The sequence below is a fragment of the Paenibacillus glufosinatiresistens genome (genome assembly GCF_031470375.1).
Lineage (GTDB): Bacteria > Bacillota > Bacilli > Paenibacillales > Paenibacillaceae > Paenibacillus_AQ > Paenibacillus_AQ glufosinatiresistens.
In genome coordinates this window covers 26,273-53,137 of sequence record NZ_JAVFHT010000023.1, presented here as the reverse complement: position 1 = coordinate 53,137, position 26,865 = coordinate 26,273, and the positions used below count along the sequence as shown (strand labels likewise).

Here is a 26,865-nt window from a genome sequence, read left to right as displayed (position 1 = left end):
ATAAAAATGCACCCCTTAGATTTTATCGGAATAACCAGGGGGTTTTTCCAATGTCTATTCTAAGGGGTGCACTTCATTGGGGGACAGGGGTGTTTGTTCTTCTTATTCTCAAGTATAAGGAAAAATAAAATATACTGATTGCAATAATTAATAGGGATAGGGCGGTCTGAAGGCCGGTGGTCAATGAAGTTAACCTCCTCATTCAATGTTTCTTTACCAATTCACAAGGGTTCAACATTAAATGCAGCTACCCAAGTTACACCGATATAAACCCCATTACCGTGATTGTTAGCTGAGACTCGTGCTCCAAGGAGAGCGAAATAGCCGGTTGTCACCCCGCCGATTGCAGCAACAGGTGGGAAAAAAATTTGATAGATATATACAGTAAATTACCATGTAAATATTTTCAAGTCAATTCTAATAATCTAATTCAGTTCTATTTTCAAAAGAAAGGAAATAGTAATATGCAGAAAAGTCATATAACCAAAGGAGCAATTCAAGAAATGAGCCCCCTTGCTGCATAAACTATTCCCTTAGCTTCGTTATAAAAAGGAAGAATATTAATTAAATATATGAATGAATAACATATAATTATATTGTGAATTTTTGCACAAATATAGTATATTTCTTCCTCCCAGTTTCGTATAAGATTTACACATGCACATTATGGGGGGTTAATCTATCATGGGAAAATTAAGAGTAAATAGTAGGAATGTTTTAGTTAGCGTTTTAGCGATAATCCTATGTTTCTCGTTTCAGTCATCAGCAAAAGCAGCAACAGTGGGACAAGATTTAATATCACCCGAAAGCGGATGGCAGCGAGTCGATGATCAAAATGTTAACATAGCTTATATTGGTAAATGGGGTTCTTACACTTTCCCTACTACTTGGAAAAACACTATGACATCCTCCTTCCTACCAGGAAGTAAAATGGTAATCACGTTTTTTGGAACAAAATTCAGAATACTCGATCCTATGAATGCCGACAGATCATCCAATATAAAGATATCTATTGATCGCGGTGTACCTGAGACTTTTAATGAGTATGCTCCAGCACCAAAAGCAATGGCGCTAGTTTATGAGAAAACAGGTTTATCTCCAGGAGTGCATACTGTTGAGGTAACGTTTAATGATAAAGCAGTGGCCTTTGATGCTTTTGATATTGACAGTTCGGGATATCTCATTAATTCAAATGTGGTTGCACCCAATGGCCTGTTAGCAGAAGCAGATAAAGAGAAGATTAATCTTAGTTGGAATGCAGTTTCGAACGCACAAAATTATAGCATCAAGAGAACGAATGAGCCTGGTGGACCTTATCAAACAATAGCATCAAATGTAACGGCAACTACTTATTCAGATGTCAATGTTACGCCTGGAATAACATATTATTATGTGGTGACAGGTTCCACTGATGTTGTTGAAAGTGTCAATTCTAACGAAGCATCGGCTACGCCTGAATTTCCTGACAATAATAGAGGGTTGCTAACGATATCCCTCACAAACGGAACTGAAAAAGAATTTGATCTCCCGATAGCTGAAGTAAATAAATTTATTAAATGGTATGAGCAAAAGGATGCGGGTGTAGGTTCTAATAAATATGGATTTAGTAAAAGTTGGAACAAGGGACCTTTTGCTAAACGAACGGAATATGTAGTCTTTGACAAAATCTTAACTTTTAGCGTTGATGAGTATACTTCTTAATAACGATAACGGCAGCAACTTTATTTGAATCAACTTAGCAAGGGAAGGTCCAAGAAAAAGGGCTCCTCCCTTGCTTTTTTTGAAACATTTAGAAAAGGGTGATGCTATCCTCAAGTAGCCTTGTGCTCATGCAGCGTACCCAGCAGGTAATTATACTTGTCCGCGTGTTTGAGTTCGTCGATCATAATGCCGAAGACGGTGTCTTTGTAGACGCCCGGCGGCAGCCCGAACCATATTTTGCGGTAGCGCTCGACTGCGGAGAGTTCGCCGAAGAGAGCGGTCTGCAGGCCCTGGCGGAAGGTGGCGGGGGGGGATTCAGCTTCTTCGGGATTTCCGGGTCCGACCTGCTGTCCGGTCAGTTCCTGAAGGATCTGACGGAACATTCGGTTGTGGCTTCGCTCATCATTGCGGATGGAGACGATAATGTCGGCCTGCTCCTTGTTCGGCGCCAGCCGGATAAGCTGGTCATAGAACCATTCGTCCGCTTTCTCGCCCTGTACCGACTGCTTCATAAGCTCCAGCGCCTGGGCATAGCTGGTCGCCCAGACGGGCTGAAAGGCTGTGCGCTGCCACCCTTGTCTGTGATAATAATGTCCGTACATACGATTTATCCGACCTCCTGTAATTCTTCTCTTCTTCAAAATTCTATGTCAGGTGGCCGGTTTACTTTCCTGAAGCTTCACCATCTGCGGCTTGGACAATATTGGATGGAAGGCGCCGGGTTGATGTTTTTGCCTCCAAGGGGTAGTATGTGATAGAATGTATAACCCTCCAAGCCCACCGATTTACCTGCTGTTGGGCGGAGGCTTGAACCGGGAGAATGAAGATGAACTCAATCTATGTGGACCATGCCGCCTCGACTCCGATTCATCCGGAGGTTGCCGCGGCCATGATGACGATAATGACGGAACAGTTCGGCAACGCCTCCAGCGTTCATGCCTTTGGCCGTTCCGCCAAAGGAACCGTAAGCCAGGCGCGCGATACGATCGCCGCCTTTTTGGGCTGTTCGCCGGCGGAGTGGGTGTTCACCGCAGGCGGCACGGAGAGCGACAATCTGGCGCTCTTCGGCGCTGCGTCCGCCCGGGCTCCGCAGGGCGGTCATCTCATTACGACGGCGGTGGAGCATCACGCTGTTCTGCATGCCGCGGACGAATTGGAGCGGCTCGGCTATGCGGTAACCCGGCTGCCGGTGGACCGGACGGGCCGGGTATCGGCGGCCGATGTCGAAGCTGCGCTTCGGGAGGACACTTTTCTCATCAGTGTGATGTATGCGAACAACGAGGTCGGAACTGTACAGCCGATCGAAGAAATCGGGAAGCTGGCGCGGGAGCGCGGTATTCTTCTCCATGTCGATGCCGTTCAGGCGCTTGGAATGCTGCCGGTGGACCTCCGCGAGCTGCCCGTCGATTATATGAGCTTCGCCGGGCACAAGATTAACGGGCCGCAGGGAATCGGCGGCCTCTATGTGCGTTCCGGCGCTCCGCTGCACCCCCGGCTGCACGGCGGGCTGCAGGAGCGTTCCCGGCGCGCCGGGACGGAGAATCTGGCCGGCATGGCCGGGTTCGCCAAAGCGGTGGAGCTGGCGGTCTCCGGACTGGAGGAGAGACGGGCCCGGGCGCTGGCGCTGCGGACGGAGCTGCTCTCGCAGCTCGACCGTCGGATCGGACCGGATGCGTATGCCGTCAACGGCAGCCCGGAGCATTTTGCCCCCCATATTCTGAATGTGAGCTTCCCCGGCGTCCGCTCGGATATCCTGCTGATGAATCTCGATATGGAAGGGGTCGCCGCTTCCAGCGGCTCGGCTTGCAACTCGGGCTCGCTGGAAGTATCGCATGTGCTGAAGGCCATGAATCTGCCGGAGCCTCTTTTGACGTCCGCGGTTCGGTTTAGCACAGGATTGGGTAATACTACTGAAGAAATGGAAGTCGTCGCCCGAAAAATTGAAACCATTTTGCATCGGCTGCGTAAGTAAGCGTAGGCGCTTGGCGGCTGGTCATGGGCTCACGGTTTCGGACCGCTCATCTCCATTCAATGCGGTGAAGTCCGGCGCAAGGTAAGGCTTGTCCGCTTCCCGCAAGGATCGATTAGGGAGGAGACCCAGGACATGAAGATGCAGGATATGATCGGACTCTCCGTGTTCGGTGTGGAAGAGGGCAAGGTCATCGGCAAAATTGTTGACTGTATACTGGATTCAAACTGGACGATTGCGGGTATAGAACTGGAAAGCAAGTCTTTTTTCGGCGGTCATGTGAAAGTTGTGGCATGGAAGGACATCGTCGCCTATGGCGAGGATGCCGTTATGATAACCAGCGAAGAAGCGATTCAGAAGACGGATTCCGACCGTATTCCATACACCTTTCTGGAAGGGAAGAATAAGCTCAAGGATCTCCAGGTCGTAACGGCAACCGGAACGATTCTCGGCAAGGTATCCGATGTTTATTTTGACCAAAAGATGGGAAACACAATAGTAGCCCTTGAAATCAGTGACGGGCTTGTGACCGATCTGATGGAAGGCCGCAAATGGTTGCCGTGTTCCGAGGAAATATCCATTGGGGAGGACGCGCTGCTTGTCCCCGCAATGAGCGAAGAACGCCTGGAGAAAGCCATTAATATTGTCAACGGATAGGTGGAATGAAGAGAATGAAATGTCCAAACTGCGGGTCCAAGGATATAGGCAAGATCGGTTCCCATCAATTCTATTGCTGGGGCTGCTTCATCGAACTGACGGTGAACGGCGAGAAAATGTCGGTGTATCAGGTGGAAGAGGACGGCACGCTCAGCTCGCTCGACGATCTGTTTTGCGGCGAGGAAGCCGTGCCCGAATTTCCGCAGATTCAGGCTACTTCGTAAGGCGGGAACGTCTGCCCGGCGAAGAAGTTACATAGCATGAACGAAACCCGCTCTTTCGGGAGGCTCACGCCTACCGGGAGAGCGGGTTTTTGTGCGAAATCACGCGTGTGACCCTGAAGGCTTCGCACTCGGGAAGGCTTGCATCTTTGGTATGCGGGCTAAGGAATTGGTATGTCCTCCTCAAGAGAGCGGCCTCTATACTGGAAGCATCCGGCGATGCATTCGCCGGAATTCGTTGATGTTCATAGGGGGAGGAATGACTTTTGTATCGCACTACCATTTCCAAGCTTCTGGTCGGGCTCCTGCTGCTGACCAGCCTGCCGATCGGGAACACTTCGGCCGGAGCAGCAGCAGGCAAGGCCGGCGGCTCCGTGCAGGCGGCTCCGGCCGTTGCCGTTGCCGCCGCCGGTGATGCAGCCGGAGCCGCAACCGCGCAGGCGAAATTCACGGACATGAAGGGCCATTGGGCAGCCGGGGCGGCGGAGAAGCTGGCTGCGGCCGGCATTCTGCAGGGAGACGCCCAAGGCCGCTATGAGCCTAAGCGTGCGGTCACCCGCGCCGAACTGACGGCCGTTATGACCCGGATCTTCCGGTATACGGCGGAAGGACAACCTGCCTTTACGGATGTAAGCGCTTCTTCCTGGTATGAGAAACCGGTTCGGCAGGCGTATGCAGCCGGACTTGCAGCCGGTTATCCGGACGGCAGCTTCCGGCCGGATGCCGCCGTCCAGCGGCAGGAAGCGGCGGCGCTCCTGTACCGGGCTTTTCGGATGGAGCCGGGTTCGAAGTCGCTTGTGAACGCCGGAACTGACGGGGCCGAAGTCTCGGCATACGCCCGCGAAGCCGTGAATGCGCTGCTGGCCGCAGGTTATCTCAGCGGTGATGCTTCTGGGAGAATAGCGCCGAAGGCGGAGCTTACCCGGGGCGAGCTTGCCGCGCTGCTGGACCGGATGATCGGATGGATCAGTCCGGTCGAAGGAAGCTACAAGGTGGGCAGCCTCCAGGGAAGTCTGATTATCAACCGGCCGAATGTCTCCGTGCAGGGCGCTGCGGTGACCGGAAATTTGTATGTAGCTCCGGGAGCCGCCGAGGGTGACGTGAATGTGACCGGCCTTCAGGTGGCGGGCGTGAGCCGGATCTCCGGCGGAGGAGAGCATTCTGTAGTATTCCGGAAATCCGCGCTGGAGCGGGTGATTGTGGATAAATCCGCCGCGCCGGTCCGGGTGGTGCTGGAAGAAGGCAGCTCCGCCGCCCGGCTGGAGCTGGTCCAGCCTGCCGGCATCGTGATTTCGCCGGATGTGCGGGTAGGCACGCTTATCGTGGATGCAGCAGCCTCCGGTTCTCGAATTGAGAACCGCGGAACCGTGGACCGGCTGGAAGTGAAGGCGGAAGGCATCCAGTTTAACGGAAAGACGCTCCCATCGGGAACGGTGCTTCAGGGACTGACCGGAGATAGGGTCTCTTCGCCGCCAGCGGCAGCAACGGCGGGCACAAGCGGTACAGGCTCCTCGCCGACCGCGACTGCATCGCCAACCGCGACTGCATCGCCAACCGCGACCGCATCGCCTACGGCAACCGCATCGCCAACCGCGACTGCATCGCCAACCGCGACTCCTTCCACGGACGACTCGCAGTGGGAGCTGGTGTGGAACGATGAATTCAACGGCGAGCAGATCGACGAATCCAAATGGAATGTCCAGAATACCGGCGTCGTCTACAATGACGAGCTCGAGTATTACCATCCGGACAATGCCAAGCTGAAGAAGGAGAGCGGCCATGGAGTCCTGGAGCTGGAGGCGCGGAAAGAGGCGTACGGCGGCAAGAATTATACGTCCGGCAAGCTGACCTCCAAGATGAAGGGAGACTGGACCTACGGAAAGTTCACGGTCCGGGCCAAGCTGCCGATTCAGCAGGGCATGTGGCCGGCCATCTGGATGATGCCGACCGATGAAGAGAATCAATACGGCCCTTGGCCGGGCAGCGGCGAGATGGACATCATGGAGCTGACCGGACCGGTTGCCGGAGACGAGGCGAATGCCGCCCTGTATCCGCGGACGGTTCACGGTTCGCTGCACTATGACATTCCGCATGTCTCGCAGTCGAAGACTTATGTTCTGCCGGCGGGAAAGACGTTCGCCGACGACTATCATGATTTTACGATGGAGTGGCTGCCGGGCTTGATCCGCTACTATGTAGACGGAGAGAAGTACTTTGAGACGAGCGACTGGGGAACCAAAAGAGAAGGTCAGCCGGATTATTATACGTACCCGGCTCCGTTCGACCGGCCTTTCTATATGATCCTCAACCTGGCTGTAGGCGGTTCCTGGCCGGGGAACCCGGCCGATAACTTCCAGTCGGACCGCATGTATGTGGACTACGTCCGCGTCTATCAATATAAAGGACTGGATCAGTGGCCGGCAGTCGGGGAACGCCCCGTCCATTCGGGCGATGCTCATCCGCAGCGTCCGGCTCTAGCGGACGGCAACCAGATCTATAACGGGAATTTCACGGGAGAAGCTGCGGCGAGCGGCGTGCCGGCTGAGTGGCAGTTCATCGAGAACGCCGGAGGATCGGGGCATGTCCAGGTTGTAACCGATGCTGAGAAGGGAACCGCGGCTAAAGTTACGGTCGATCAGGCCGGCACGCAGAATTATTCGATTCAGCTCACCCAGATGCCGATGATGCTGGAGAAGGGCAAAGCCTACAAAGTAACGTTCGATGCCAAAGCGGACTCGGCCCGGCGGGTGATGAGCAAGCTGACCGAATTCGGGGGAGGCTGGACGGCCTATTCCCAGGAACGCTTCTTCGATCTGACCGACCAATGGGCCTCCTACACGTATACCTTTAACATGAATCAGCCGACGGATAACAATGCCCGGTTCGAATTCAACCTCGGATTGAGCGATGTCGATGCCTACTTCACGAATGTCAAGGTCGTTGAGACCGAGCCGCTGCCTGTGGAGCGGACGCCTCTTGCCGACGGCAATCTGATCTACAACGGCGGGTTCGAACTGGGCAGCGGCCGAATGGGCTACTGGACGTTCGGGACCGACTCCGCTTCCGGCATCAAGGCTGCGGCCGGCGTAACGAACCGCCTGGAACTGCCGCTGATGAAGAGAGAGTTCCGCGCCGACATCAAGACTCCGGGTTCATCGGCTGATGCGGCAGTGCTCTCGCAGGCAGGGCTGCCTCTGGCCGCAGGTTCTTACCAGCTCTCGTTCGATGCCCGTTCGGACAGCCGGGGACCGCTCGGCATCCGTCTGACAACGAAAGACGGCGAAGCCCTTTACCCGGACGGTTCGCAGATGGAGCTCTCGACCGGATGGACTTCCTACAGCACGGAAATTCAGGTACCCGGTTCCGGGAACAGCGCAGGTACACTCAGCTTTCTGATGGGTCTGTCCGCAGGAAGCGTGGAACTCGACAATGTTCGTCTGGTCCGCAAGCCATCGCCTCCGGTTCTCGACCAATATCTGCATATGCAGGCCGATCAGTACTGGAATGCCTCGGGCGTTGATCTGGCGCCGGGCCAGGAAGGCAGCAAGGATATGACTGGAATGGACCTAGGCGATTATGCGGATTTCAAAGTCCAGATTAACCGGCAGGGGACTTTCGTTCCGACGATCCGCGCCGGAAGCGACCAAGCTTCGTCGCGGCTGGAGCTGACCGTGCTGGACAGTTCCAAGAAGGCCGTTGCGACCGCCGATGTCTATGCAGCGGAGATCGGGAATACCGGAACGGCTTACCGCTCGCTGTCCGGCGCACCGCTGAGTCTGGATGCCGGGACGTATTATTTCCGGCTTAGCGGCAGCGGATACCGGCTGGCCTGGCTGGATCTTTCCCGGGAGGCTGTAGTGAACGGGAGACTGGATCAGGAGACGGAAGGCTGGACGCTGTTCAAGAAGGATGGGGAAAGCGATCCGAACAGCTTCATGGCCGCAGATAACGGCCAACTGGCCGTAACGGTAGGCGGAAGCGGCGAGGAAGACTGGCATGTTCAGGTGAAGCAGGCGCCCTTCGCACTGGAACAGGGAAGAACCTACAAGCTCAGCTTCGATGCAGGAGCTTCGCTTGCCCGCGATATTCGGGTGCTGATTCAACATGACGGAACGATAGACAAGAATTGGACGACTTATCTGAACGAAATCGTGCCGCTGACCGAAGCGAACGGCCATTTTGAATACTTCTTTACCGCTCGGGCCAGTGACGTCTCCGCCGTGCTGCAATTCAGTCTCGGCAAAGTTACGGAGGCGCTGGGCCAGCATATCGTGAAGCTGGATAATGTCTCGCTGATCCGGGTCAATCCCGTTCTGGCCGGGCAGCCCTATTCCGAGAACCTGATGCCTAACGGCGACTTCTCGGCCCCTTCGCTTGCGGGATGGACCTTCTATTCCTCCGACAGCGGAGCCCTGTCCATCTCGAATCAAGATGAAGCGCTGAAGATTCAGGTCGGAACCGTGGGAAGCAACAGCTGGGACCGGCAGGTGTACTATGAAGGCATTACGTACAACGACGGCAGCCATTACACTCTTACTTTCAAGGCTAAGGCCAGCAAGCCGCGCAAAATGAATGTCAGTCTCGGCTGGCTGGATGCCGCGGATAATTATGCCTGGCACGGCTACGGAAGCCAGATCGTTGATCTCGGAACGGAGTATAAGGAATATACCGTTGAATTCGACGTAACCGGAGGCGGCACGCCGATCGGACGGGTTTCTTTTGAGCTCGGGAACATCGAGGACAGCGCAGGCAATCTGGATGTTGTAATCGATGACCTACACCTGGTGTCGAGTTGATATTTTGTTATCCCGGCTCGGGATTTGGTATTTAGACCGGGAAGCGCCGATTTTATAATGAAGATGCGGGGGACGGACAGCCGCCTCCGCATTCTTTTACACAACCTTAACTAAATGGGGGAGATTGTAGGAATGAAAAAGACAGGAGCGTCACTGGGCATTCTGCTCATGGCACTGACCGTAGCCATCAGCGGATGCGGAGGCAACAATGCCGGGAACAACAAGGAGCAAAGTTCGGATAACAACGCTAAATCATCAAGTGCTTCGAGCGCACCGAGCGCTTCGAAGGCCCCTGCCGAGGCAGAGGCCAGCAAGGACCCGGTTACGCTGACCGCCTGGATCATGCCGAACAGCCCGAAGCCGGACGCCGACTTCCTGAAGACGATTGATCCGTATCTGAAAGAACATCCGAACGTGAGCGTGAAGGTTACCGTGCTGGACTGGGGTTCTGCCTGGACCAAGATTACGACAGCCGCTACGAGCGGAGCCGGTCCTGACCTTCTCCAGCTCGGCACGACCTGGGTGCCGGCGATTGCCAGCATGGGCGGCATCGACAAGCTGAACGACAAGGTGGCCGACGTAGGAGGTGCTGAATCCTACCTGCCTGCAATTTGGGATACAACCTCCGTATCGGGACAGGAAGACATCTACGCAGTTCCGTGGTTCGTCGATGCCCGGGCGATCTATTACCGGACCGACGCATTCAAACAAGCCGGCGTGGACACCGCCACAGCCTTCAAAGACTGGGACTCGTTCAAAGCAGCTCTGGAAAAGGTGAACGGCGTAACGGTCGACGGCAAGAAGATGGCGGCTCTGGGGCTCCCGGGCAAGAATGACTGGAACGTTGTCCATAACATTTTCCCTTGGGTCTGGGCAGCGGGCGGCAGCGTTCTGGCGGACGACAACAAGACTGTAACGTTCAACGACGAGAAGGGACTTCAGGGCGTAATGTACTATACCGGTCTTGCGCATGAGGGTCTGGTCGAGAAAGCGTCGCTGGAGAAAAACTCGTCCCAAATCGAAAGCGATTTCGGCGACGGCAAATCGGCGGTCATTATCTCCGGCGCATGGCTTGCCAAGAACTTTGCGACTCCGAAGGCGAACGGCGGGATGTCGGACAAGGCCGCAGCCAAGAACTTCGCCGTTGCTCCGCTTCCGGCAGGACCCGGCGGCCAGTATACCTTCGTAGGCGGCAGCGACCTGACGGTCTTCAGCGGTTCGAAGCATAAAGAAGCCACCTGGGATCTGATCAAATACCTGTCTACGGATGAAGCCCAGCAGGCGTATGCCGATGTATCCGGCCAATTGCCGTCCAAGCTGTCGGTTCTGAACGATCCGAACCAGGATGTGAGCATGAAGGCATTCGCCGAAGCGACCAAATACGGACGCGGCTACCCGGCTATTCCGCAGTGGGGCCCGACGGAGACTGCGCTGCAGAAGCATTTTGCCAACATCTGGGATATTGTTGCCGGCGTGAAGGGCACCTACAACGAAGAGAGCGTGAAGAAGGAACTGGATGCGGCCGCATCCGAAGTTAAGTCGATCGTCAACCAATAAAGAATAACGAAAGGCCGCTGCGGCTGAAAGGGCGCGGCGGCCCTTCATTGACAAAGCGAGGGATATGAGATGGGACTCCATACGGAAGCCGACACCCGGGGCCAAGCCCCCGCCCGCAAGAAACGCTCGTTATGGCGCAAAAAGGTCAAAGAACATAAATTTGCTTATCTGCTGATGCTGCCGACACTCCTGTTCATGATGATGGTCCATCTGTTGCCCATGCTTGAGGGCATCTGGATGTCGTTCCTGAAATTGAATCAGTTCACACTGGTTAAATACCTGAAGGCGCCGTTTGTGGGGCTGGACAATTATGTCGGCTTATTGTTCAACTCCGACAACCCGGTCCGCCAGGGCCTGGACTATGCGATTCGGAACACCATCATCTATTCGGTTATTGTAACGGCCGGAGTCATGGTCATGGGCCTTATGATGGCCATCCTGATGAACCGGGATTTCCCGGGGCGGGGCATCGCCCGTACCGCCATGCTGCTTCCCTGGGTCGTACCTTCCTATGTGGTCGGCGTATTGTGGGGATTCATGTGGCAGCAGAACGGCATCATTAACCATATTCTGGTTGACGTGCTGCACCTGATGGACGAGAAGCCCTTCTGGCTGATGGGCCATAATACCATCTGGGCGATTATCATCCCTACCATCTGGAGAGGTTGGCCGTTCCTGATGGTTATTTTTCTGGCGGGACTCCAGACGATCCCAGGGGATATTTACGAAGCGGCAACCATTGACGGAGCGCATAAGATCCGGCAGTTCTGGCATATCACTCTGCCGATGCTGAAGCCGATTATCGCGGTACAGCTGCTCTTCCAGATTATCAACAATGTCTATTCCTACAACATCGTCTCCACCATGTTCGGCAACGGGGCCGGTTATCCCGGCGAGTGGGGCGATCTGCTCATGACCGCACTGACGCGTCAATCCTTCGGATACTGGGCGTTCGGCTCGGGTTCCGCTGCATCCCTGATGCTGATGATCGCCATGCTGGGCGTAGTCGGAGTCTGGTACCGCTCATTCAGAACGGAGTTGAACGCACAATGAGTACATTAAGCAAGCATCGCGCCCGCCGCTCTGCCGGTTCTTTCCTGCTGACGACGATGACCTGGCTGATCGTCATTATTACCGTGTTCCCCATCCTCTGGATGGTGTTCACCTCGCTGCACGCCAACGACGAGATTATGAACGGCATCACGACCATCTCTCTGCCGAAGCCGCAGTGGGTCAATTACGTCAATATGTGGGATACGGTCAACTTTGCCGTCTACTTCCGCAACAGTCTGATTATTTGCAGCGTGACGACGCTTCTCGCCGGCGCCTTTGCGGTGATGGCGGGCTATGCGCTCGCCCGGTTTGAATTCCCGGGTTCCAAGCTGTTCAGCATGAGCATTATCTCCACCCAGCTCATCCCGGGCATCATGTTCCTGTTCCCGATTTATCTGATGTTCCTGTGGATCAAAAATACGTTCGGTCTCCCGATGATCGACACGTACTGGGGCATGATTCTGGTCTATACGGCTTTCTATACGCCGATCAGTATCTGGATTATGCGCGGTTTCTTCGTCTCCATCCCCCGGGATCTGGAGGAGTCGGCGGTGATTGACGGCTGCACCAAATTCCAGGCTTTCTACAAAATCATCCTGCCGCTCTCCCTGCCGGGCATTATCGCGACCGGTATCTTCATCTTCCTGACGGCCTGGGATGAACTGCTCTTCGCCTGGGTGCTGACGACCAGCTCCGATGTCCAGACCATCCCGGTCGGCATCCGGCTCTTTGTCGGACAATACAATACCCGCTATGATCTGCTGATGGCCGCATCGACGGTGGTTACGCTTCCGGTTATGGTGACGTTCTTCATGACCCAGAAATACTTTATCAGCGGCATGACCGCCGGGGCCGTCAAGGGCTGATCCGGCTGTGCCAGGAAGGAAGATTCATATGCTGAATTACTTGGCTGCAAGAGAATTGAAGAAGTCGCCTGAAGACGTGCTGAGAGAGGCATTCTCCGGGCTGATCGCTCCGGATGCCCCGGTCAGCGCGGTATTTGCGGATTCTTCGCACGAGGCTGCGATCGGGGTAGCCGGCTTGCCTTACCGGCTGCCGGCGATCCGGGAACTGCTGTCGCTTCCGGGCATGGCTGCCCTTCTTCCCCCGGCGGGAAGCGGCGCTTCGGCGCTGCTGACCCTGGGCAGAGGAAGCGAAGGGCTGTCGCTGCATGTGCGCGGAGCCGACCTTGAGATCCGGGAGGCGGCGGTTCCGGCTGCGGCCGTCCGGGAGGCGCTGCGCCTGCTGGATGAAGCCGCCGGCTGGGCGGGTTCGCTGAACAAGGACGGCGAGCATATTCTGGATCTGCGGAGTCCGCTGCCCGGCCCGCACTTCGGGGTCAATCTGCTGCTCGGCAACCGGATCGGCTTCGACCATGCGCTTCAGACTACGCCCAAGAGCGTCGTAGACCGGCTGGGCGGGGGAAGCTTCCGGTCGCACGCGGCGACCCAGGTGTTGGCTACCCGCTGGGATATGCGGCAGGAAGAGAACGGATTTCCGGCCAACCGCCAGTTCTATCTGCTGGAGGACGGCGAACAGATCTTCTACTCGGCGGAACCGGGGGATGCCCGGATCGAATCGGCGGTGTGCACCCATTCCCAGAACATGACGGTCATCCGCTACCGGACCCGCTGCGGGCTGGAGATTACACGAACGCTCTTTATTCTTCCGCAGCGGGCAGGCGAGCCGCTGGCGACCGAAGTGCAGCGGATTGATATTGCCAACCACGGGGAGACGTCCCGGCGGTTGAGACTCGTCTACACCGGCATGTTCGGTTCGGCCGCTCCGAATGCGCTGTTCGAGGATGTGCTGTACAGCAATGTCATTATGCAGGGCGGCGTGCTTCGGAACGAAGACGGAGCGGTGGCTGCCGTCAGTCCCGATTATTATCCGCAAGCGGGACGGACGGACCTGCGGTTCCATTCCATGGTCGTCCATGGTCCGAACGGCCCCGAGCTGCCGCGCGAATACAGCGTCAGCTACAACGAATTTGTCGGGACCGGCTCGCTGCACCGCCCTTCGGGTGCGCTTAGGCTGAGCAGCGTGCTGAACCGCAAGGGACCGGGCTTCTTCGCCGTCGCCGCTCCGCTTGAGATCGCGGCCGGAGCAACCGTAGCCGTTGACCAGCTCACCGGACTGGTCTCGGAGAAGGCCGGCGGCGTCTGGAGCGACGACGCGCTTAAAGATGAAGTCGCCGCTCTGCTTGCGCGGTTCGCTTCGCCGGAGACCGCCGAAGCGGCATTGGAAGAAGCGCGCGGCTTTGTCCGCGAGTACGGGCAATTTTTGCAGCTTGCTTCCGGGTCGGAGCCGCTGGACGCCTATGTGAACCGCAATCTGCCGTTCCAGGTGCTGTATCAGACCTTTGTCTCGCGTTCTTTCTGCCAGACCCAGAAAGGATACCGGGAAATCGGGTTCCGGGAAATTCAGGATTTGTATGCGTCGATGTATTATTTTGTCGGCATGGGGCGCCGCGATCTGGTCCGCAGTCTGCTGAAAGAGTGGACCGGCATGGTATTCGAGTTCGGCTATGCCTACCACAACTTCTTCTGGGTCGGCAAAGAGCCCGGAAAGTGGTCGGATGATGCGCTCTGGCTGATTCAGGCGGTATACCGGTACGTCATGCTGACGGGCGATATCGAGTTTCTGGAGGAACCGTGCGGGATAGCGGGAACTTCGCGCCAGCGTCCCGTCTTTGAGACACTGCAGGCGATCATTACGTATTCGGGGCGGATTTCGGTCGGGCGTCACGGGCTCCCGCTGCTCGATTATGCGGACTGGAACGACTGCCTGAAGCTGGACAGCACCTGCATCAACGGCCCGGACAAGGAAGCGCGCTACCGGCGCCAGCTGGAAGCGGGCGGCACCTTCGGCGACCCGCTGGAGAGCGACTATTCCGAGAGCGTCATGAACGCCTTCCTGCTCAAGCTGGCGGTGGATGAACTGGCGGAGCTGGCGGAGAAGAAGGGCAGCGGGGCTTACGCGGCTGAACTTGCGGATTTTGGCGCAGAGCTGCGCGAACGGATTCAGAAGCATGCCTGGAAAGAGGACTTCTATGCCCGCGTATTGTTCAACCGGTACCCGGACGGCGAGTATGCCTTTCTCGGAGCGGCCGGCGACGGCTTGTCCGCCGATCCGGGCCACGACGGTTCGTACTTCCTGAATTCCTTCAGCTGGAGCGTGCTCTCCGGCTGCGCCGACGAAGAGCAGATCAAGATTATGCTGGATACGCTTGATCGGCGGCTCTGGACGCCTTACGGGCTGAAGCTGGTCTCGTCCGTCGCGCTAGGACGCGTATCCTCGCATACGGCTTCCGACGAATACTTCCCGGGTGACCGGGAGAACGGCGGCGTGTTCAAGCACGCCTGCATGATGGCGGCGGCTGCGATGTTCAAGGGGGCCAAGGAAGTGCAGGACCCGGCGCTCGCGGCGCGTCTGGGACAGAGCGGACACCGGCTGATGGACCGGGTATTTCCATTCCGTACAATGGACGACCCGTTCGCCGTCTGCGGCAACCCGAGATTCTGCACCCAATACAACAACAGCGAGACCGGAGAGAACATCGGTCCGATGCTGAGCGGAACGTCAACCTGGCTCACGCTGTCGCTGATGGCGGCGCTTGGGCTGGAATACAAGGCGGATGGGCTTGCGCTCGACCCCGTCCTTGCGGATACGGACACCGAGCTGTCTTATACGCTGAGGCTGGAAGGGGCGGCCTATCACATCCGGATCGTCAAGCCGGAAGGATTCCGGCGGGTGAAGGACGACACGGCGGTGCTGACGATGGACGGGAAGCCTCTGGAGAATGGGCGGATTCCTCTCCTGGCCGACGGAGGCCTGCATGAGGTGGAGCTGAAGTTTGAAGCAGCCGGGCGCTAGAGCGCCCGGTCGCGGAAATCCTGCGGCGTCATTCCCGCGTACTCCTTGAACAGCTTGATGAAGTAGTGGGCGTTGGAATAGCCGAGTTCGGCGGAAATCTCGTATATTTTAAGCGGCGTATGAGTCAGCAGATACGCCGCTTTTTCCATCTTCGCTCCGCTGATGTAATCGCTGATGCGCCTGCCTGTCTCCAGCTTGTACATTTTGGACAGATACACGGGATGCATCCCGACATGGTCGGCAATTGACTGAAGCGACACGTAATGCAGGTTGGCGTCGATATAGGCGTGGACCCGGTGTATCAGACCCAGACGGTTGTCGCGCCGTTCGGAGTCGAAATAATCCCGCAGCCGTTCGATCATGGCCTCGGCCCACTGCCCCAGCTTGTCCGGGGTCTGAAACAGAGAGGGCTCCAGCAGCGGATTGCCGACAATATCGCTGAGCAGCCGGTTGTTCTTGTGGGCGAAGTAGTAGAAGGCCGTCTCCAGATGAAGCCGGACTTCATGGATATGCTCGAGGGAGAGATCGGGATTGCGCTGCATCTCTCCAATGATTGCATCCAGCTTGGCCTGAATTCCTTCCCAGTTGTTGGCCTCGAACATATGGAACAGCATGGGAGGCTCATAGAGCGGCTGAAGGATTTCTACCTGGGGAGCGCCAGCGGAGCTCGCGGCATTCAGATAAATGCCCTTCTCGCTGCCGATATGCTGCCGGATTGCGGAAATGGCGGATTGATAGAGGCTGTAGACCTGGCCGGGGAAGCTGCCCCAATCCGTCGTGACGACCGAGAGACCTCCGCCCATCAGCATGCCGACATGATTCTGAAGCTGATACGCGCTCTGAGTTACCTGACGTTCCCATTCGCCCGTCTCTTCCTCTTCGGCCCGGGGCTGAAGCAGAATAACGAGGTAGTCATGCACATCCTTGCAGGACCAGATATGGAAGCCGTCCTGAAAAAGCTCATGCGCAATATTCAGAATCGCATACTCGAAGAGCAGCATGCTGTTCATGTCCTGATTGCGGAAAAATTCTTCCGGCCGCACCACGGCCAGACAGACGGGGCGGCCGGGACGCAGAGGCAGATCGAACTGCTCCAGCCGTTCGGCAAGCTGAGCGGAGGGAAGCTTGCGTCCCTGAAGCAGCTCGCCCAGCAGACGGTCCCGAAGCAGCGGCAGATGCTCCCGGAAGGTCTGCAGGGTCCGCTGATAGGAAGCCTTCGAGCTCCATTCCTCGCGCAGCTCCTGCTGAAGACGGCCGATCACTTCGATCAGCTCGTCGTTGGAGATCGGCTTCAGGAGATAGGCGCTGGCCTGCTCCTCAATCGCCTTGCGGGCGTATTCGAACTCGGCATATCCGGTCAGCATGACCACCCGGGTAGGCTTCCAGCGGCTGCGGATGGCCGCAATGAGCTCCAGACCGGACATTTCCGGCATATTGATATCCGTCACTACAATATCGACAGGATTGTGCTGAAGAATCTCCAGCGCTTCGCGCCCGGAGTAGGCTTTATGAACCTGTTCAAAGCCCAGTTCTCCCCAGTTAACGGAGATGGACAAGTCATCGACGACGTAAGGCTCGTCGTCAACCAGCAGAATGTGGTGCATCAGGGACCTCCTTGTGTTGTTCCATATGAAGTATAATTTGCAGTCCGCCCTCGGGCACCGAAGCGATTCTTAGTCCGGAGGCTTCGCCGTAATGATGCTTCAGCCGCTGCTGGACGTTCCAGAGACCGCAGCCGCCTTCGTCGGGACGGTCTTCCCGGACCGGATCGTTCAGTCTGGCGTACAGCCGGCTGATCGCCTCGTCGGTCATGCCGGCACCGTTGTCCTCTACGGTGACGAGGATCGCTTCGCGGGTCCGGCAGGCGCTGATCCGGATGCAGCCCTGGCCGATTTTCTTCTCGATGCCGTGAATGATGCTGTTCTCCACCACCGGCTGAATCAGCAGCCGCGGAATCTCCAGGCCAAGCATGTCTTCCGGAACCTCCAGATGATAGCGGATGCGCTGCTTGCGCAAGTTCTGGATCGCCAGGTAATTCTCCAGCAGCCGAAGCTCGTCCCGGAGAGTCGTCAGGGAGTGGTCGAGTTTCGTCATATAGCGGTAATACTCGCCGAGACTCAGCGCCATGGCTTCCACCGCTTCCGTATCGCCGATGCCGGCTTTGCTCTTGATGAAGAAGAGGCAGTTATACAGAAAATGCGGGTTGATCTGGGATTGCAATTGTTTCAAATGCGCGTCCTTGGCCCGGATCTGCTCCAGATACACCTGCTCGATCAGCGATTGAATCGTCGCTGCCATGTCGTTGAACTCCTCGTTGAGCATCGTGAATTCCGCATTCGTCCGGACATGGATGCGTGTGGACCAGCGTCCTTCCTTCATCCGGTTCAGCGAGCGGAGAAGCAGGCTGACCGGCTTCTGAACCTGCTTGTAGAGGTGCAGGGAGAAGAACAGGCTCATGGCAAGGAGAAGAATCGAGGCCGTTAGAAAGGAATACCGGCTGCCCTTGATCGGCTGGATGATCTCTTCCAGAGGCGAGTAATGAACGATTCTCCAGCCGATGGCGGAGGAAGACACGGAGCTGACGAGATAACGCCCTTCGCTCAAAGCGACGATCTTTGAGGATTCCCGGGTTCCCTCCTCCGGCAGCGCGGCGGACAGCTGGCGGGCCTTGTCCCGGTCGGCGTTCCGGGAAAGGATGAAGCCGAAATAGGGATGATACAGAAACGTATCGCCGATGTTCTGCGACTGGTAGGTTTCGAACATGCGCTCCAGATTGGAGACCGGAAAAAAGACCGTCATGAGAAGTTCGGCCTGCTTCGGATCGGTGCGGCTCTCTGCGGGATCGGACAGCACCAGCTGAAATCCGGCCGTATCCCCGCCTTCTGCCGACCGGATGTATTCCCAGTTCTCCGGGAGCGGCCGGTTCAGCATGGAGGAATCCAAGAGAATCGACGAATCGGAACCGAGCGTCTCGCCGCTCTGCGGCTTGTACAGGGCGACCTGATTCTCCCAGGTGCTGGAGCCGGTCTGGAGGGAGAGCTTCTCCAACACGGTAAGGTTGGTCTGATTCGGATCGACCAGATGCCCGAGCTGGCGAATATGCTCATAATCGCGGATCGTCGGGTCCCGCTGAAGCGCATACATATTGCCGGCCAGCTGGTTAATGTTGTTGTCCATCTGCTGGGCGAAGAACTCCAGATGATTCAGGTCGGTAATCTTGATCTGGTTCGTAATGACGCTGACGTCCCTGCGGTAAGACCTTCCGTAGAACAGCAGCGTTACAGAGATGAGCGTAAGAAGAAGCGCTACCAGTTTGACAAACAGATTTGCCCGCCGTGCCATAGGATCATCCTTTGCATAATAATGAAAAAATTATATCACAGGGCGGCAGAGGGCCTGTGATACAATCGGTTTAATTCTTTCAGAAATCGTGAGAAAGCGGGAGACACCATGAAACATCGAATCGCGCTGCTTGCCATGCTGCTTATGCTGCCAAGCTGTTCCCCGGGGAACCATGCCGATGAGCCGGGAACCGGACCGGCCAAGACGGACATCGTCTTTGATGCGAAGCAGGGACGGTACAATCCGCCTGTAGACCTGTATACGGTCGGTTCCGTGAATCCCAATTTGACCTTCAAGCAGGACGAGAGCCTGGAGCACAATGTCCACACCGAGTGGGCCGAAGAACGGCTCGGCATCCGGATTCGTTATTTGTGGACGATCTCCGGCACAACGGAGACCTACGCCAACAAGCTTCGCCTGGAGCTGGCCAAGGGCAATATGCCCGATGTGGTCACAACCCGGGACGCCGACGTCATTCAGGAGCTGATCGGCTCCGGTCAGTTCCGGGAGGTCGGCAGCCTGTTCGAACGCTATGCGTCGCCGGTCTGGAAGAAGGCGGTGGCCGAAGATCCTTCCGCCTGGGATGCCTTTGTGAGAAATGGAGAGCAGTATGCCATCCCCATTATGGATTATGAGTACAGCTCCGATCCGATTCTCTGGATTCGTCAGGACTGGCTGAATCGGCTAAGCCTGCCCGTCCCGCGAACCATGGACGAGCTGGAACGGGTACTGGATGCCTTCACGAACCGGGATCCGGACGGCAACGGGAAGAAGGATACGTTCGGTCTGGCCGTCAGCTTCCGGAACGGACCCAATACCTGGATGGGAGACAGCAGCTGGATCTTCGGCGCTTACGGCATCGTTCCCGAGCAATGGAACCGCGAATCCGACGGCTCGCTGGCGTACGGCTCCGTCCAGCCGGCAGCCCGCAAGGGCATCGAACAGATGAAGGACTGGGTGATGAAAGGATATGTGTCCATGGACAGCGCCTGGTTCGATGAAGAAGGGGCCGCCAATCTCTTTGTCTCCGGCAAGGCGGGGATCATAGCCGGTCCCTACTGGATGAGAGGCTGGCCGCTGTCGAAGCTCGCCGCCCAGGAACCGAAGTCGGCCGTTGTTCCCGTGGCCATACCTTCCGGTCCCGGAGGAATGGTGCAGCGAAGAGGCTCTCTGCCCGTCAATGGAGCCATTCTTATCAACAAGCGAATGAAGCATCCCGAGATTCTGTTCACGTACCAGAACTACCTGTTCGACTCCTACGCCACGTCTACCGGCGAGTTCGCGAACGGACTTGCGGAAGGATACGATTGGACGATGGTGAACGGCAAGCCCAGCATTGAGCCCTCCGCGCTCCCGCTTGGGGGAATTCGGGTGGCCTCCTACACGCTGACCTTCGACGGGGCCCGGATTCCGTCCCGTGTCACCAAGGAGATTCCGAAGGATATTGCGCCGGTGCTGCTGAGCCAGAAGGACGCCTCCCGCAAGGAGCAGTATACCGGACCGCCGATTCCGGCCATGGAAGCCGACAGGGAACTGTTGCGCAAGCTGGAGCAGAAGACGTATCAGCGAATCATATTTGCAGACGGCAGCCTCGGCGAGTTTGACGACTTCGTCGGCAAGTGGCGCGAGTACGGCGGAGACGCCATGACGCGGGAAGTCAACCGCTGGGACAAGGAGAAGCGCTGACGGCCGCAGGGACAAGAAACCGCCTTAATTTAAGGCGGTTTCTTGTATGCGACAGGGATTTGCCCTTCGCTATTCCGGGGTATGCCGGACCCAATCATAATAAGCGTACAGCGGCGCCTGGCCGTCATACGGTTCCAGCCAGGAGTCGACGCCTGTCCCGTTCCAGAGATTCATCATGACCCGGCCCGGCGCAGAAGGAAGGTTGTCCGTTGCGGTATGGACCGGCTTGCCGTCAATATACCAGGTGATCGCCTCCCGGCTCCACTGAAATCCGTAGGTGTGAAACTCCCGGGAGGCGTCAAAGCCGAGATCCGCCACATGCTCGTGGCCGCCTTCTCCGTTGGTAAAATAATTGAATTGAACCTGCGTCGTGTTCTTGCCGAGAAATTCGATATCAATCTCATCCCAGGGCTCGCCCTCCGAAGGACCGGTATAAGTAAAGAAAGAAGATACGATTCCCGGATTGGCCGCCGGCTTCATCCGGACCTCGTAACGCCCGTAACCATACTTCCCGGAAGAACGGTACTCGGCGCCGTCGCGCCCGCCGTCCGCCGCCTTCGTCAGCGACAGAGTCAACAAGCCGTCTCCGGCAAACGCCGCATTATCGGCTCTCCAGGTACAGTCGAACATGCTGCCGTTGGAATACCCGTCGGCTTTGTGCCACTTATCCGGACGGTAAGCGTCCAGAGAATCCTCCCATCCTCCGGAGGCGGTTGGAGAGGCGGGAGCCCGTTCGGCGGCTCCCCATACGGCCGCGGTCACGCCCAGAGCGGCCGCCCCTGCCAGGATCCATTTGCTGCGCTTCACAGATCTGCTCCTCCTGCGTTTGTTCTTGTCTTCATTGTACGGAGCGGGTATCCGCCGCCGCTATACCAAGATGACAAGACGGATAACAAATTGTGAAGATGGGAGGGGCCGACGCAGCAAGCTCCGGCTATCGCGATAGGCGAGAGCCGGAGCCCGGGAGAGGGAGAAATCAGTTGCCGGTAAATTTGACCCAATCGTAGTAAGCGTAGAGCGGATTGGCACCGTTATAGGAGCCCAGCCAAGAATCAACGCCCGTGCCGTTCCAGAGGTTCATCATAATTTTACCGGGATGGGACGGAATATTGCTTGTAGCCGTGTGCTTCAGCACGCCGTCGACATACCATTTGATGGAGCCCGGCTGCCAGTCGAAGGCATACGTATGATATCCCTTCGAGGCGTCGAAGCCGAGATCGACGATTTTCTCATGGCCGCCGGCGCCGTTGGTATAGTAGTTGAACTGCACCTTGGTAGTGTCCTTGCCCAGGAACTCGATGTCGATCTCATCCCAAGGCGCTCCGTCTGAAGGACCGGTGTACGTGAAGAACGAGGAGACAATGCCCGTATTCTTGGCCGGCATCATGCTCACTTCATATTTGCCGTACCCGTACTTGTTCACGGACCGCATTTCGGCTCCGTCGAATTTGTTGGAAGCTGAACTGGTCAATGCAAGCCGAAGCTGTCCGCCGCTGGTGAACGAAATGTTGTTGGCCCGCCAGGTGCAGTTGAACATGCCGCCGTTGGAATAGCCGTCCGCCTTCTGCCAGGTGGAAGAATTAAAATAAGTCAGGGGCTCCCAGAAGGTAGTAGCGGCCGAAGCGGAAGGGGTACCCGCCATCAGCGTAATAAGAAGCAGGAGAAGAGCACCGCTGCCGAACCGTTTGAACCTTGTCATCCGAAACATTCCTCCTTAAAATGTAAGCGTTTTATATTTCGGAATTATCGTACTCTGCTCTTCTGGTCGAGGCCATACCAACTTCCCAAGCGGCATAACAAAATTCCAAGATTTCCTCGGTCCAACGGTTAATTCCCGCATCTTCCACACATACTGACTGTACATGCGTTCCACCAGGATCGGACCGGGAGGGAAGAATGTGGAAGAGTGGCTTCAGGGAAAAGGGTTCCGACGATTGATCGGGCTTCTGCTTGTTCTGATCATCTTGTATTTCTTCTGGCTGCTGCGGCCCATGCTGCACGGCGTCTATCTGTTCCTCAAAGCGGTGCTGGCTCCGTTTGTTGCCGCCATCATCGTCTCCTATGTGCTGAATCCGGTCGTAGCCCGGCTCGGCAAACGCAAGATGCCGCGCGGCGTGGCCGTTCTGCTGATCTATACCGTCTTCCTGACGGTATTGACGGTGATCGCCATTAATCTGATTCCGATGTTCCTGAAGCAGCTGGAGGAACTGAACGAGCACCTGCCGGAGATGACCCTCAGGGCTCAGGGCATGATGCGCAGCATGGATACCGGAATCATCCCGCCGGGAGTCGGGCGGGGAATGGACAGCTGGCTGGTGGAGATGGAGAACCGGCTGGCCCATGGAATCTCTAATCTGCTGGACCATATCGGCACGACCATCGGAATTCTGTTCGACGCTTTTATCGTGCCGTTCCTGGTTTTCTATATCTTGAAGGATTTTGACGTGTTCGAGCGGCTGCTGGTCTCGTGCCTGCCCCGGTCGCGCCGCAAATCCACGGTGAAGCTGCTGCGCGAGATCGACGCTGCGCTCGGCAGCTACATCCGCGGCCAATTTATTGTCTGCCTCGTCATCGGACTGCTCGCCTATATCGGCTACACCATCATCGGCATGCCCTATCCGCTTCTGTTCGCAGGAATGGTGGCGGTCTTCGATATTGTCCCTTATCTGGGCCCTTTTCTCGGGGCCGCTCCTGCGGTCATCATGGCTTCGACGGTTTCATTCCGGCTCGTTCTCTATGTCGTGGTCGTCAATACGCTGTGCCAGATGGTGGAGAGCAACATCGTCTCGCCGTATGTGGTGGGACGGACGCTTCATCTTCATCCGCTTCTGATTATTCTTGCGCTGCTGGTCGGCGGTGAAGTCGGCGGCATCGTCGGGCTGATTCTGGCGGTGCCGATCTTCGCCGCCGGGAAGGTCGTGCTCCATCATGCGGGAGTCTATTATATGAACCGGACGCGGATTGACTAGAATGACATGCGTTGGTTATAATGTTGGGGATACGCGACGATGAGGATCAGTAGCTTACAAGCCATGCCATTCAGAGAGCCGGCGCTTCTTGGTGCGAGCCGGTTGGCAGGAAGAGCGAACTCGCCTCGGAGCAGCGGCCCGAAGGTGCGGCAGCGGAAGATTCAGCCGATGGAACATCTCTTGCGAGAGGCTTCCTGGTAACGGCGCAATATTCCGGCGCACGGTAGGCGCCGCCGGTTCACCTCCGTTACCGGGTGTACAAGTGAGCAGGCGGCCAAAGCATGGCGCCGGCTAACTAGGGTGGTACCACGGGAACTTCAGGCTTCTCGTCCCTAGCGATAACGCTAGGGACGGGGAGCTTTTTTAATGGCGATTGCGCCAGCGGGAACGGAAGTCCTAGCCGGATACCCCGACCAAGGATCGGAGCAACTCCTCACTTTGTGGGGGATTTCATTCATTCTAGGAGGAAATGTCCATGAGCGACATCAAGGAGAACATGCCTTCCGCGCAGGGTTATCAAGCGCAGAAGGTGGAGCCGAAATGGCAGAAGTATTGGGAAGAGCAGCATACATTCAAGACTGGAGAAGACCCGGAGAAGCCGAAGTTCTATGCGCTGGACATGTTCCCGTATCCTTCGGGAGCCGGACTGCATGTCGGCCATCCGGAAGGCTATACGGCAACGGATATCGTCTCCCGCTACAAGCGGATGCGCGGCTACAACGTGCTCCATCCGATGGGTTGGGACGCCTTCGGCCTTCCGGCCGAACAGTATGCCATTGATACCGGCAACGACCCGCGTGAATTCACGAAGAAGAATATCGACAATTTCCGCCGGCAGATCAAATCGCTCGGCTTCTCGTACGATTGGGACCGGGAGATCAGCACGACCGATCCGTCGTACTATAAATGGACGCAGTGGATCTTCATCCAGCTCTACAACAAAGGGCTGGCTTATGTCGACGAAGTGGCGGTGAACTGGTGTCCAGCGCTTGGAACGGTGCTGGCCAATGAAGAGGTCATCGACGGCAAGAGCGAGCGCGGCGGCCATCCCGTCATCCGCAAGCCGATGCGCCAGTGGGTGCTGCGCATTACCGAATACGCCGAGCGGCTGCTGGAAGATCTGGAGGAGCTGGACTGGTCCGAGAGCATCAAGGATATGCAGCGCAACTGGATCGGCAAGTCGAAGGGCGCGGAAGTCGCCTTCGGCATTGAAGGCCGGGACGAATCGCTAACGGTGTTCACGACCCGTCCCGATACGCTGTTCGGAGCCACCTACTGCGTACTTGCGCCGGAGCATGAGCTGGTGGGCGCGATTACAACCGAGGCGCAGCGCGCTGCCGTAGACGAGTACCGCGACAAGGCCGCGCGCAAGAGCGATCTGGAGCGCACAGACCTTGCGAAGGAGAAGAGCGGCGTCTTCACCGGGGCGTATGCGGTCAATCCGGTCAGCGGCGCGCGTCTGCCGATCTGGATTGCGGATTATGTTCTGGCCGGGTACGGAACCGGTGCGATTATGGCCGTTCCGGGGCATGACACCCGCGACTGGGAGTTCGCTAAGCAATTCGGACTGGACATTGTGGAAGTGGTACAGGGCGGAGATGTTGAGAAGGAGGCCTTTACCGGAGACGGTCCGCATGTCAATTCGGACTTCCTGAACGGTCTGGACAATGCCGCCGCCATCGCCGCTATGATTGCCCGGCTCGAGGAGAAGGGGGCCGGGAAAGGCAAAGTTACCTACCGGCTGCGCGACTGGCTGTTCAGCCGCCAGCGTTATTGGGGGGAACCGATTCCGATTCTTCATCTGGAGGACGGCACAATGAAGACCGTCCCGGAGGATCAGCTGCCGCTGATGCTGCCCGATGTCGATGTCGTGAAGCCGTCGGGCACCGGCGAATCGCCGCTGGCCAATGTGACGGATTGGGTGGAGACCGTCGATCCGGAGACGGGCATGAAGGCGCGCCGCGAGACCAACACGATGCCGCAATGGGCGGGAAGCTGCTGGTACTATCTGCGCTACATCGATCCGCACAACGACCAGGAGCTGTGCTCGCCGCAGAAGCAGAAGGAATGGCTGCCGGTCGATCTGTACATCGGCGGCGCCGAGCATGCCGTGCTGCATCTGCTGTACGCCCGCTTTTGGCATAAGGTGCTGTACGATATCGGCGTAGTCAGCACGAAGGAGCCGTTCCACAAGCTCGTGAACCAGGGGATGATCCTGGGAACGAACAACGAGAAGATGAGCAAATCGCGCGGCAACGTTATCAATCCCGACGAGATTGTCGGCGAGTTCGGCGCCGATACGCTGCGCGTCTACGAGATGTTCATGGGTCCTCTGGAAGCGACGAAGCCGTGGAGCGCGTCCGGGGTGGAAGGCATTCACCGCTTCCTCTCGCGCGTCTGGCGCCTGTTCGTGGCCGAAGACGGCAGCCTGAATCCGAAGATTCAGCCGGAAGGCGGTAACGAAGAGTTCAAGCGGACCTGGCATAAATCGGTCAAGAAGGTTACCGAAGACTTCGAGGCCCTGCGCTTCAACACGGCGATCAGCCAGCTGATGATCTTTATCAACGATGCCTACAAGCAGGATACGCTGCCGAGAGCCGCGATGGAGAGCTTCGTTCAAATGCTGTCACCGCTTGCTCCTCATATCGCCGAAGAGCTGTGGGAACGACTCGGCCACGAAGGCGGCATCAGCTACGTGCCTTGGCCGGCGTTCGACGAGAAGCTCACCGTGGATGCGGAAGTGGAGATCGTCGTTCAGGTCAACGGCAAAATTGTCGAACGTACGGTGATTGCCGCCGAACTCGGACAGGAAGACATGCAGAAGCATGCGCTCGCTCTTCCGAACGTCGCAGCCGCAACCGCAGGCAAAACGGTCCGCAAAATCATTGCGGTACCGGGCAAGCTGGTGAATATCGTCGTCGGTTAAGTCCGACCATCCGGTTAACATCTTTCGGGGCAGGCGAAGCACGCCAAGCCCGCAGTGCAGAGAGAACTCTGCCTGCGGGCTTTTTGGCGCTGGCACGAGGGGCGGGCGAACC

17 protein-coding genes and 1 other annotated feature are annotated in these 26,865 nt (G+C 56.9%); of the genes, 12 read left to right on the top strand and 5 right to left on the bottom strand.

The features are described 5' to 3' along the window. The first annotated feature begins 684 nt into the window (after window positions 1-684). On the top strand, window positions 685-1,701 hold the full coding sequence (locus RBI05_RS17580; RefSeq protein WP_310552003.1) for a fibronectin type III domain-containing protein: 1,017 nt from the start codon (window positions 685-687) through the stop codon (window positions 1,699-1,701). A gap of 110 nt (window positions 1,702-1,811) precedes the next feature. On the opposite strand, the gene RBI05_RS17575 is transcribed toward RBI05_RS17580, so the two are convergent. After that, entirely contained in the window at window positions 1,812-2,303 is a 492-nt protein-coding gene (locus tag RBI05_RS17575; RefSeq protein ID WP_310552002.1) for a ferritin-like domain-containing protein, read from the bottom strand. A gap of 224 nt (window positions 2,304-2,527) precedes the next feature. On the opposite strand from RBI05_RS17575, the gene RBI05_RS17570 reads away from it, so the two are divergent. From RBI05_RS17570 to RBI05_RS17535, 8 genes are all read left to right on the top strand, one after another. After that, window positions 2,528-3,673 (top strand): cysteine desulfurase family protein, encoded by a 1,146-nt coding sequence (locus tag RBI05_RS17570; RefSeq protein ID WP_310552001.1) that lies wholly within the window; start codon window positions 2,528-2,530, stop codon window positions 3,671-3,673. Window positions 3,674-3,805: 132 nt separating this feature from the next. Beyond that, window positions 3,806-4,327 carry a PRC-barrel domain-containing protein gene (locus RBI05_RS17565; RefSeq protein WP_150456991.1) on the top strand — a complete coding sequence of 174 codons (522 nt, stop codon included), beginning with the start codon at window positions 3,806-3,808 and terminating at the stop codon, window positions 4,325-4,327. 14 nt (window positions 4,328-4,341) lie between these two features. Continuing rightward, window positions 4,342-4,551 (top strand): hypothetical protein, encoded by a 210-nt coding sequence (locus RBI05_RS17560; protein WP_150456990.1) that lies wholly within the window; start codon window positions 4,342-4,344, stop codon window positions 4,549-4,551. Window positions 4,552-4,814: 263 nt separating this feature from the next. Continuing rightward, on the top strand, window positions 4,815-9,344 hold the full coding sequence (locus RBI05_RS17555; protein ID WP_310552000.1) for a carbohydrate binding domain-containing protein: 4,530 nt from the start codon (window positions 4,815-4,817) through the stop codon (window positions 9,342-9,344). Window positions 9,345-9,476: 132 nt separating this feature from the next. After that, complete coding sequence (locus RBI05_RS17550; protein WP_150456988.1) at window positions 9,477-10,901, top strand: sugar ABC transporter substrate-binding protein; 1,425 nt, start codon at window positions 9,477-9,479, stop codon at window positions 10,899-10,901. Between the two features lie 69 nt (window positions 10,902-10,970). Further along, window positions 10,971-11,954 carry a carbohydrate ABC transporter permease gene (locus RBI05_RS17545; RefSeq protein ID WP_150456987.1) on the top strand — a complete coding sequence of 328 codons (984 nt, stop codon included), beginning with the start codon at window positions 10,971-10,973 and terminating at the stop codon, window positions 11,952-11,954. Beyond that, window positions 11,951-12,820, top strand: a complete 870-nt coding sequence (locus tag RBI05_RS17540; RefSeq protein ID WP_310551999.1) for a carbohydrate ABC transporter permease — start codon at window positions 11,951-11,953, stop codon at window positions 12,818-12,820. The genes RBI05_RS17545 and RBI05_RS17540 overlap by 4 nt, the downstream gene beginning before the upstream one ends. A 28-nt stretch (window positions 12,821-12,848) precedes the next feature. Then, window positions 12,849-15,830 carry a GH36-type glycosyl hydrolase domain-containing protein gene (locus tag RBI05_RS17535; protein ID WP_310551998.1) on the top strand — a complete coding sequence of 994 codons (2,982 nt, stop codon included), beginning with the start codon at window positions 12,849-12,851 and terminating at the stop codon, window positions 15,828-15,830. Here the strand turns inward: RBI05_RS17535 and RBI05_RS17530 are convergent. Beyond that, window positions 15,827-17,434 carry a response regulator gene (locus tag RBI05_RS17530; RefSeq protein ID WP_310551997.1) on the bottom strand — a complete coding sequence of 536 codons (1,608 nt, stop codon included), beginning with the start codon at window positions 17,432-17,434 and terminating at the stop codon, window positions 15,827-15,829. The genes RBI05_RS17535 and RBI05_RS17530 overlap by 4 nt on opposite strands. Next, a complete protein-coding gene (locus RBI05_RS17525) occupies window positions 17,412-19,172 on the bottom strand; it encodes a sensor histidine kinase (protein WP_310551996.1) in 1,761 nt (586 codons plus the stop codon). Before RBI05_RS17525 ends, RBI05_RS17530 begins: the two co-directional genes overlap by 23 nt. Window positions 19,173-19,280: 108 nt before the next feature. On the opposite strand from RBI05_RS17525, the gene RBI05_RS17520 reads away from it, so the two are divergent. Then, window positions 19,281-20,858 carry an extracellular solute-binding protein gene (locus RBI05_RS17520; RefSeq protein WP_310551995.1) on the top strand — a complete coding sequence of 526 codons (1,578 nt, stop codon included), beginning with the start codon at window positions 19,281-19,283 and terminating at the stop codon, window positions 20,856-20,858. 69 nt (window positions 20,859-20,927) lie between these two features. Here RBI05_RS17520 and bglS (RBI05_RS17515) read toward each other — a convergent pair whose 3' ends face one another. Next, a complete protein-coding gene (gene bglS / locus RBI05_RS17515) occupies window positions 20,928-21,626 on the bottom strand; it encodes a beta-glucanase (protein ID WP_310552005.1) in 699 nt (232 codons plus the stop codon). Window positions 21,627-21,834: 208 nt separating this feature from the next. Next, window positions 21,835-22,557: a beta-glucanase gene (gene bglS / locus RBI05_RS17510; protein ID WP_310551994.1), complete on the bottom strand. Its 723-nt coding sequence runs from the start codon at window positions 22,555-22,557 to the stop codon at window positions 21,835-21,837. A 199-nt stretch (window positions 22,558-22,756) separates the two neighbouring features. Between bglS (RBI05_RS17510) and RBI05_RS17505 the strand changes: the two genes are divergently transcribed. Then, window positions 22,757-23,827 carry an AI-2E family transporter gene (locus RBI05_RS17505; RefSeq protein ID WP_310551993.1) on the top strand — a complete coding sequence of 357 codons (1,071 nt, stop codon included), beginning with the start codon at window positions 22,757-22,759 and terminating at the stop codon, window positions 23,825-23,827. A 27-nt stretch (window positions 23,828-23,854) separates the two neighbouring features. Beyond that, window positions 23,855-24,164, top strand: a binding site (T-box leader). A gap of 138 nt (window positions 24,165-24,302) precedes the next feature. Further along, entirely contained in the window at window positions 24,303-26,753 is a 2,451-nt protein-coding gene (gene leuS, locus RBI05_RS17500; protein ID WP_310551992.1) for a leucine--tRNA ligase, read from the top strand. The last annotated feature ends 112 nt before the right edge of the window (window positions 26,754-26,865 follow it).

Bases quoted from the DNA above. Each gene is read 5' to 3' on its own strand.
- RBI05_RS17550 (WP_150456988.1), top strand. From the start codon at position 9,477: ATGAAAAAGACAGGAGCGTCACTGGGCATTCTGCTCATGGCACTGACC.
- RBI05_RS17560 (WP_150456990.1), top strand. From the start codon at position 4,342: ATGAAATGTCCAAACTGCGGGTCCAAGGATATAGGCAAGATCGGTTCC.
- RBI05_RS17580 (WP_310552003.1), top strand. From the start codon at position 685: ATGGGAAAATTAAGAGTAAATAGTAGGAATGTTTTAGTTAGCGTTTTA.
- RBI05_RS17525 (WP_310551996.1), bottom strand. From the start codon at position 19,172: ATGGCACGGCGGGCAAATCTGTTTGTCAAACTGGTAGCGCTTCTTCTT.
- RBI05_RS17575 (WP_310552002.1), bottom strand. From the start codon at position 2,303: ATGTACGGACATTATTATCACAGACAAGGGTGGCAGCGCACAGCCTTT.
- bglS (WP_310551994.1), bottom strand. From the start codon at position 22,557: ATGACAAGGTTCAAACGGTTCGGCAGCGGTGCTCTTCTCCTGCTTCTT.
- leuS (WP_310551992.1), top strand. From the start codon at position 24,303: ATGAGCGACATCAAGGAGAACATGCCTTCCGCGCAGGGTTATCAAGCG.
- RBI05_RS17570 (WP_310552001.1), top strand. From the start codon at position 2,528: ATGAACTCAATCTATGTGGACCATGCCGCCTCGACTCCGATTCATCCG.
- RBI05_RS17520 (WP_310551995.1), top strand. From the start codon at position 19,281: ATGAAACATCGAATCGCGCTGCTTGCCATGCTGCTTATGCTGCCAAGC.
- RBI05_RS17540 (WP_310551999.1), top strand. From the start codon at position 11,951: ATGAGTACATTAAGCAAGCATCGCGCCCGCCGCTCTGCCGGTTCTTTC.
- RBI05_RS17545 (WP_150456987.1), top strand. From the start codon at position 10,971: ATGGGACTCCATACGGAAGCCGACACCCGGGGCCAAGCCCCCGCCCGC.
- RBI05_RS17530 (WP_310551997.1), bottom strand. From the start codon at position 17,434: ATGCACCACATTCTGCTGGTTGACGACGAGCCTTACGTCGTCGATGAC.
- RBI05_RS17565 (WP_150456991.1), top strand. From the start codon at position 3,806: ATGAAGATGCAGGATATGATCGGACTCTCCGTGTTCGGTGTGGAAGAG.
- RBI05_RS17535 (WP_310551998.1), top strand. From the start codon at position 12,849: ATGCTGAATTACTTGGCTGCAAGAGAATTGAAGAAGTCGCCTGAAGAC.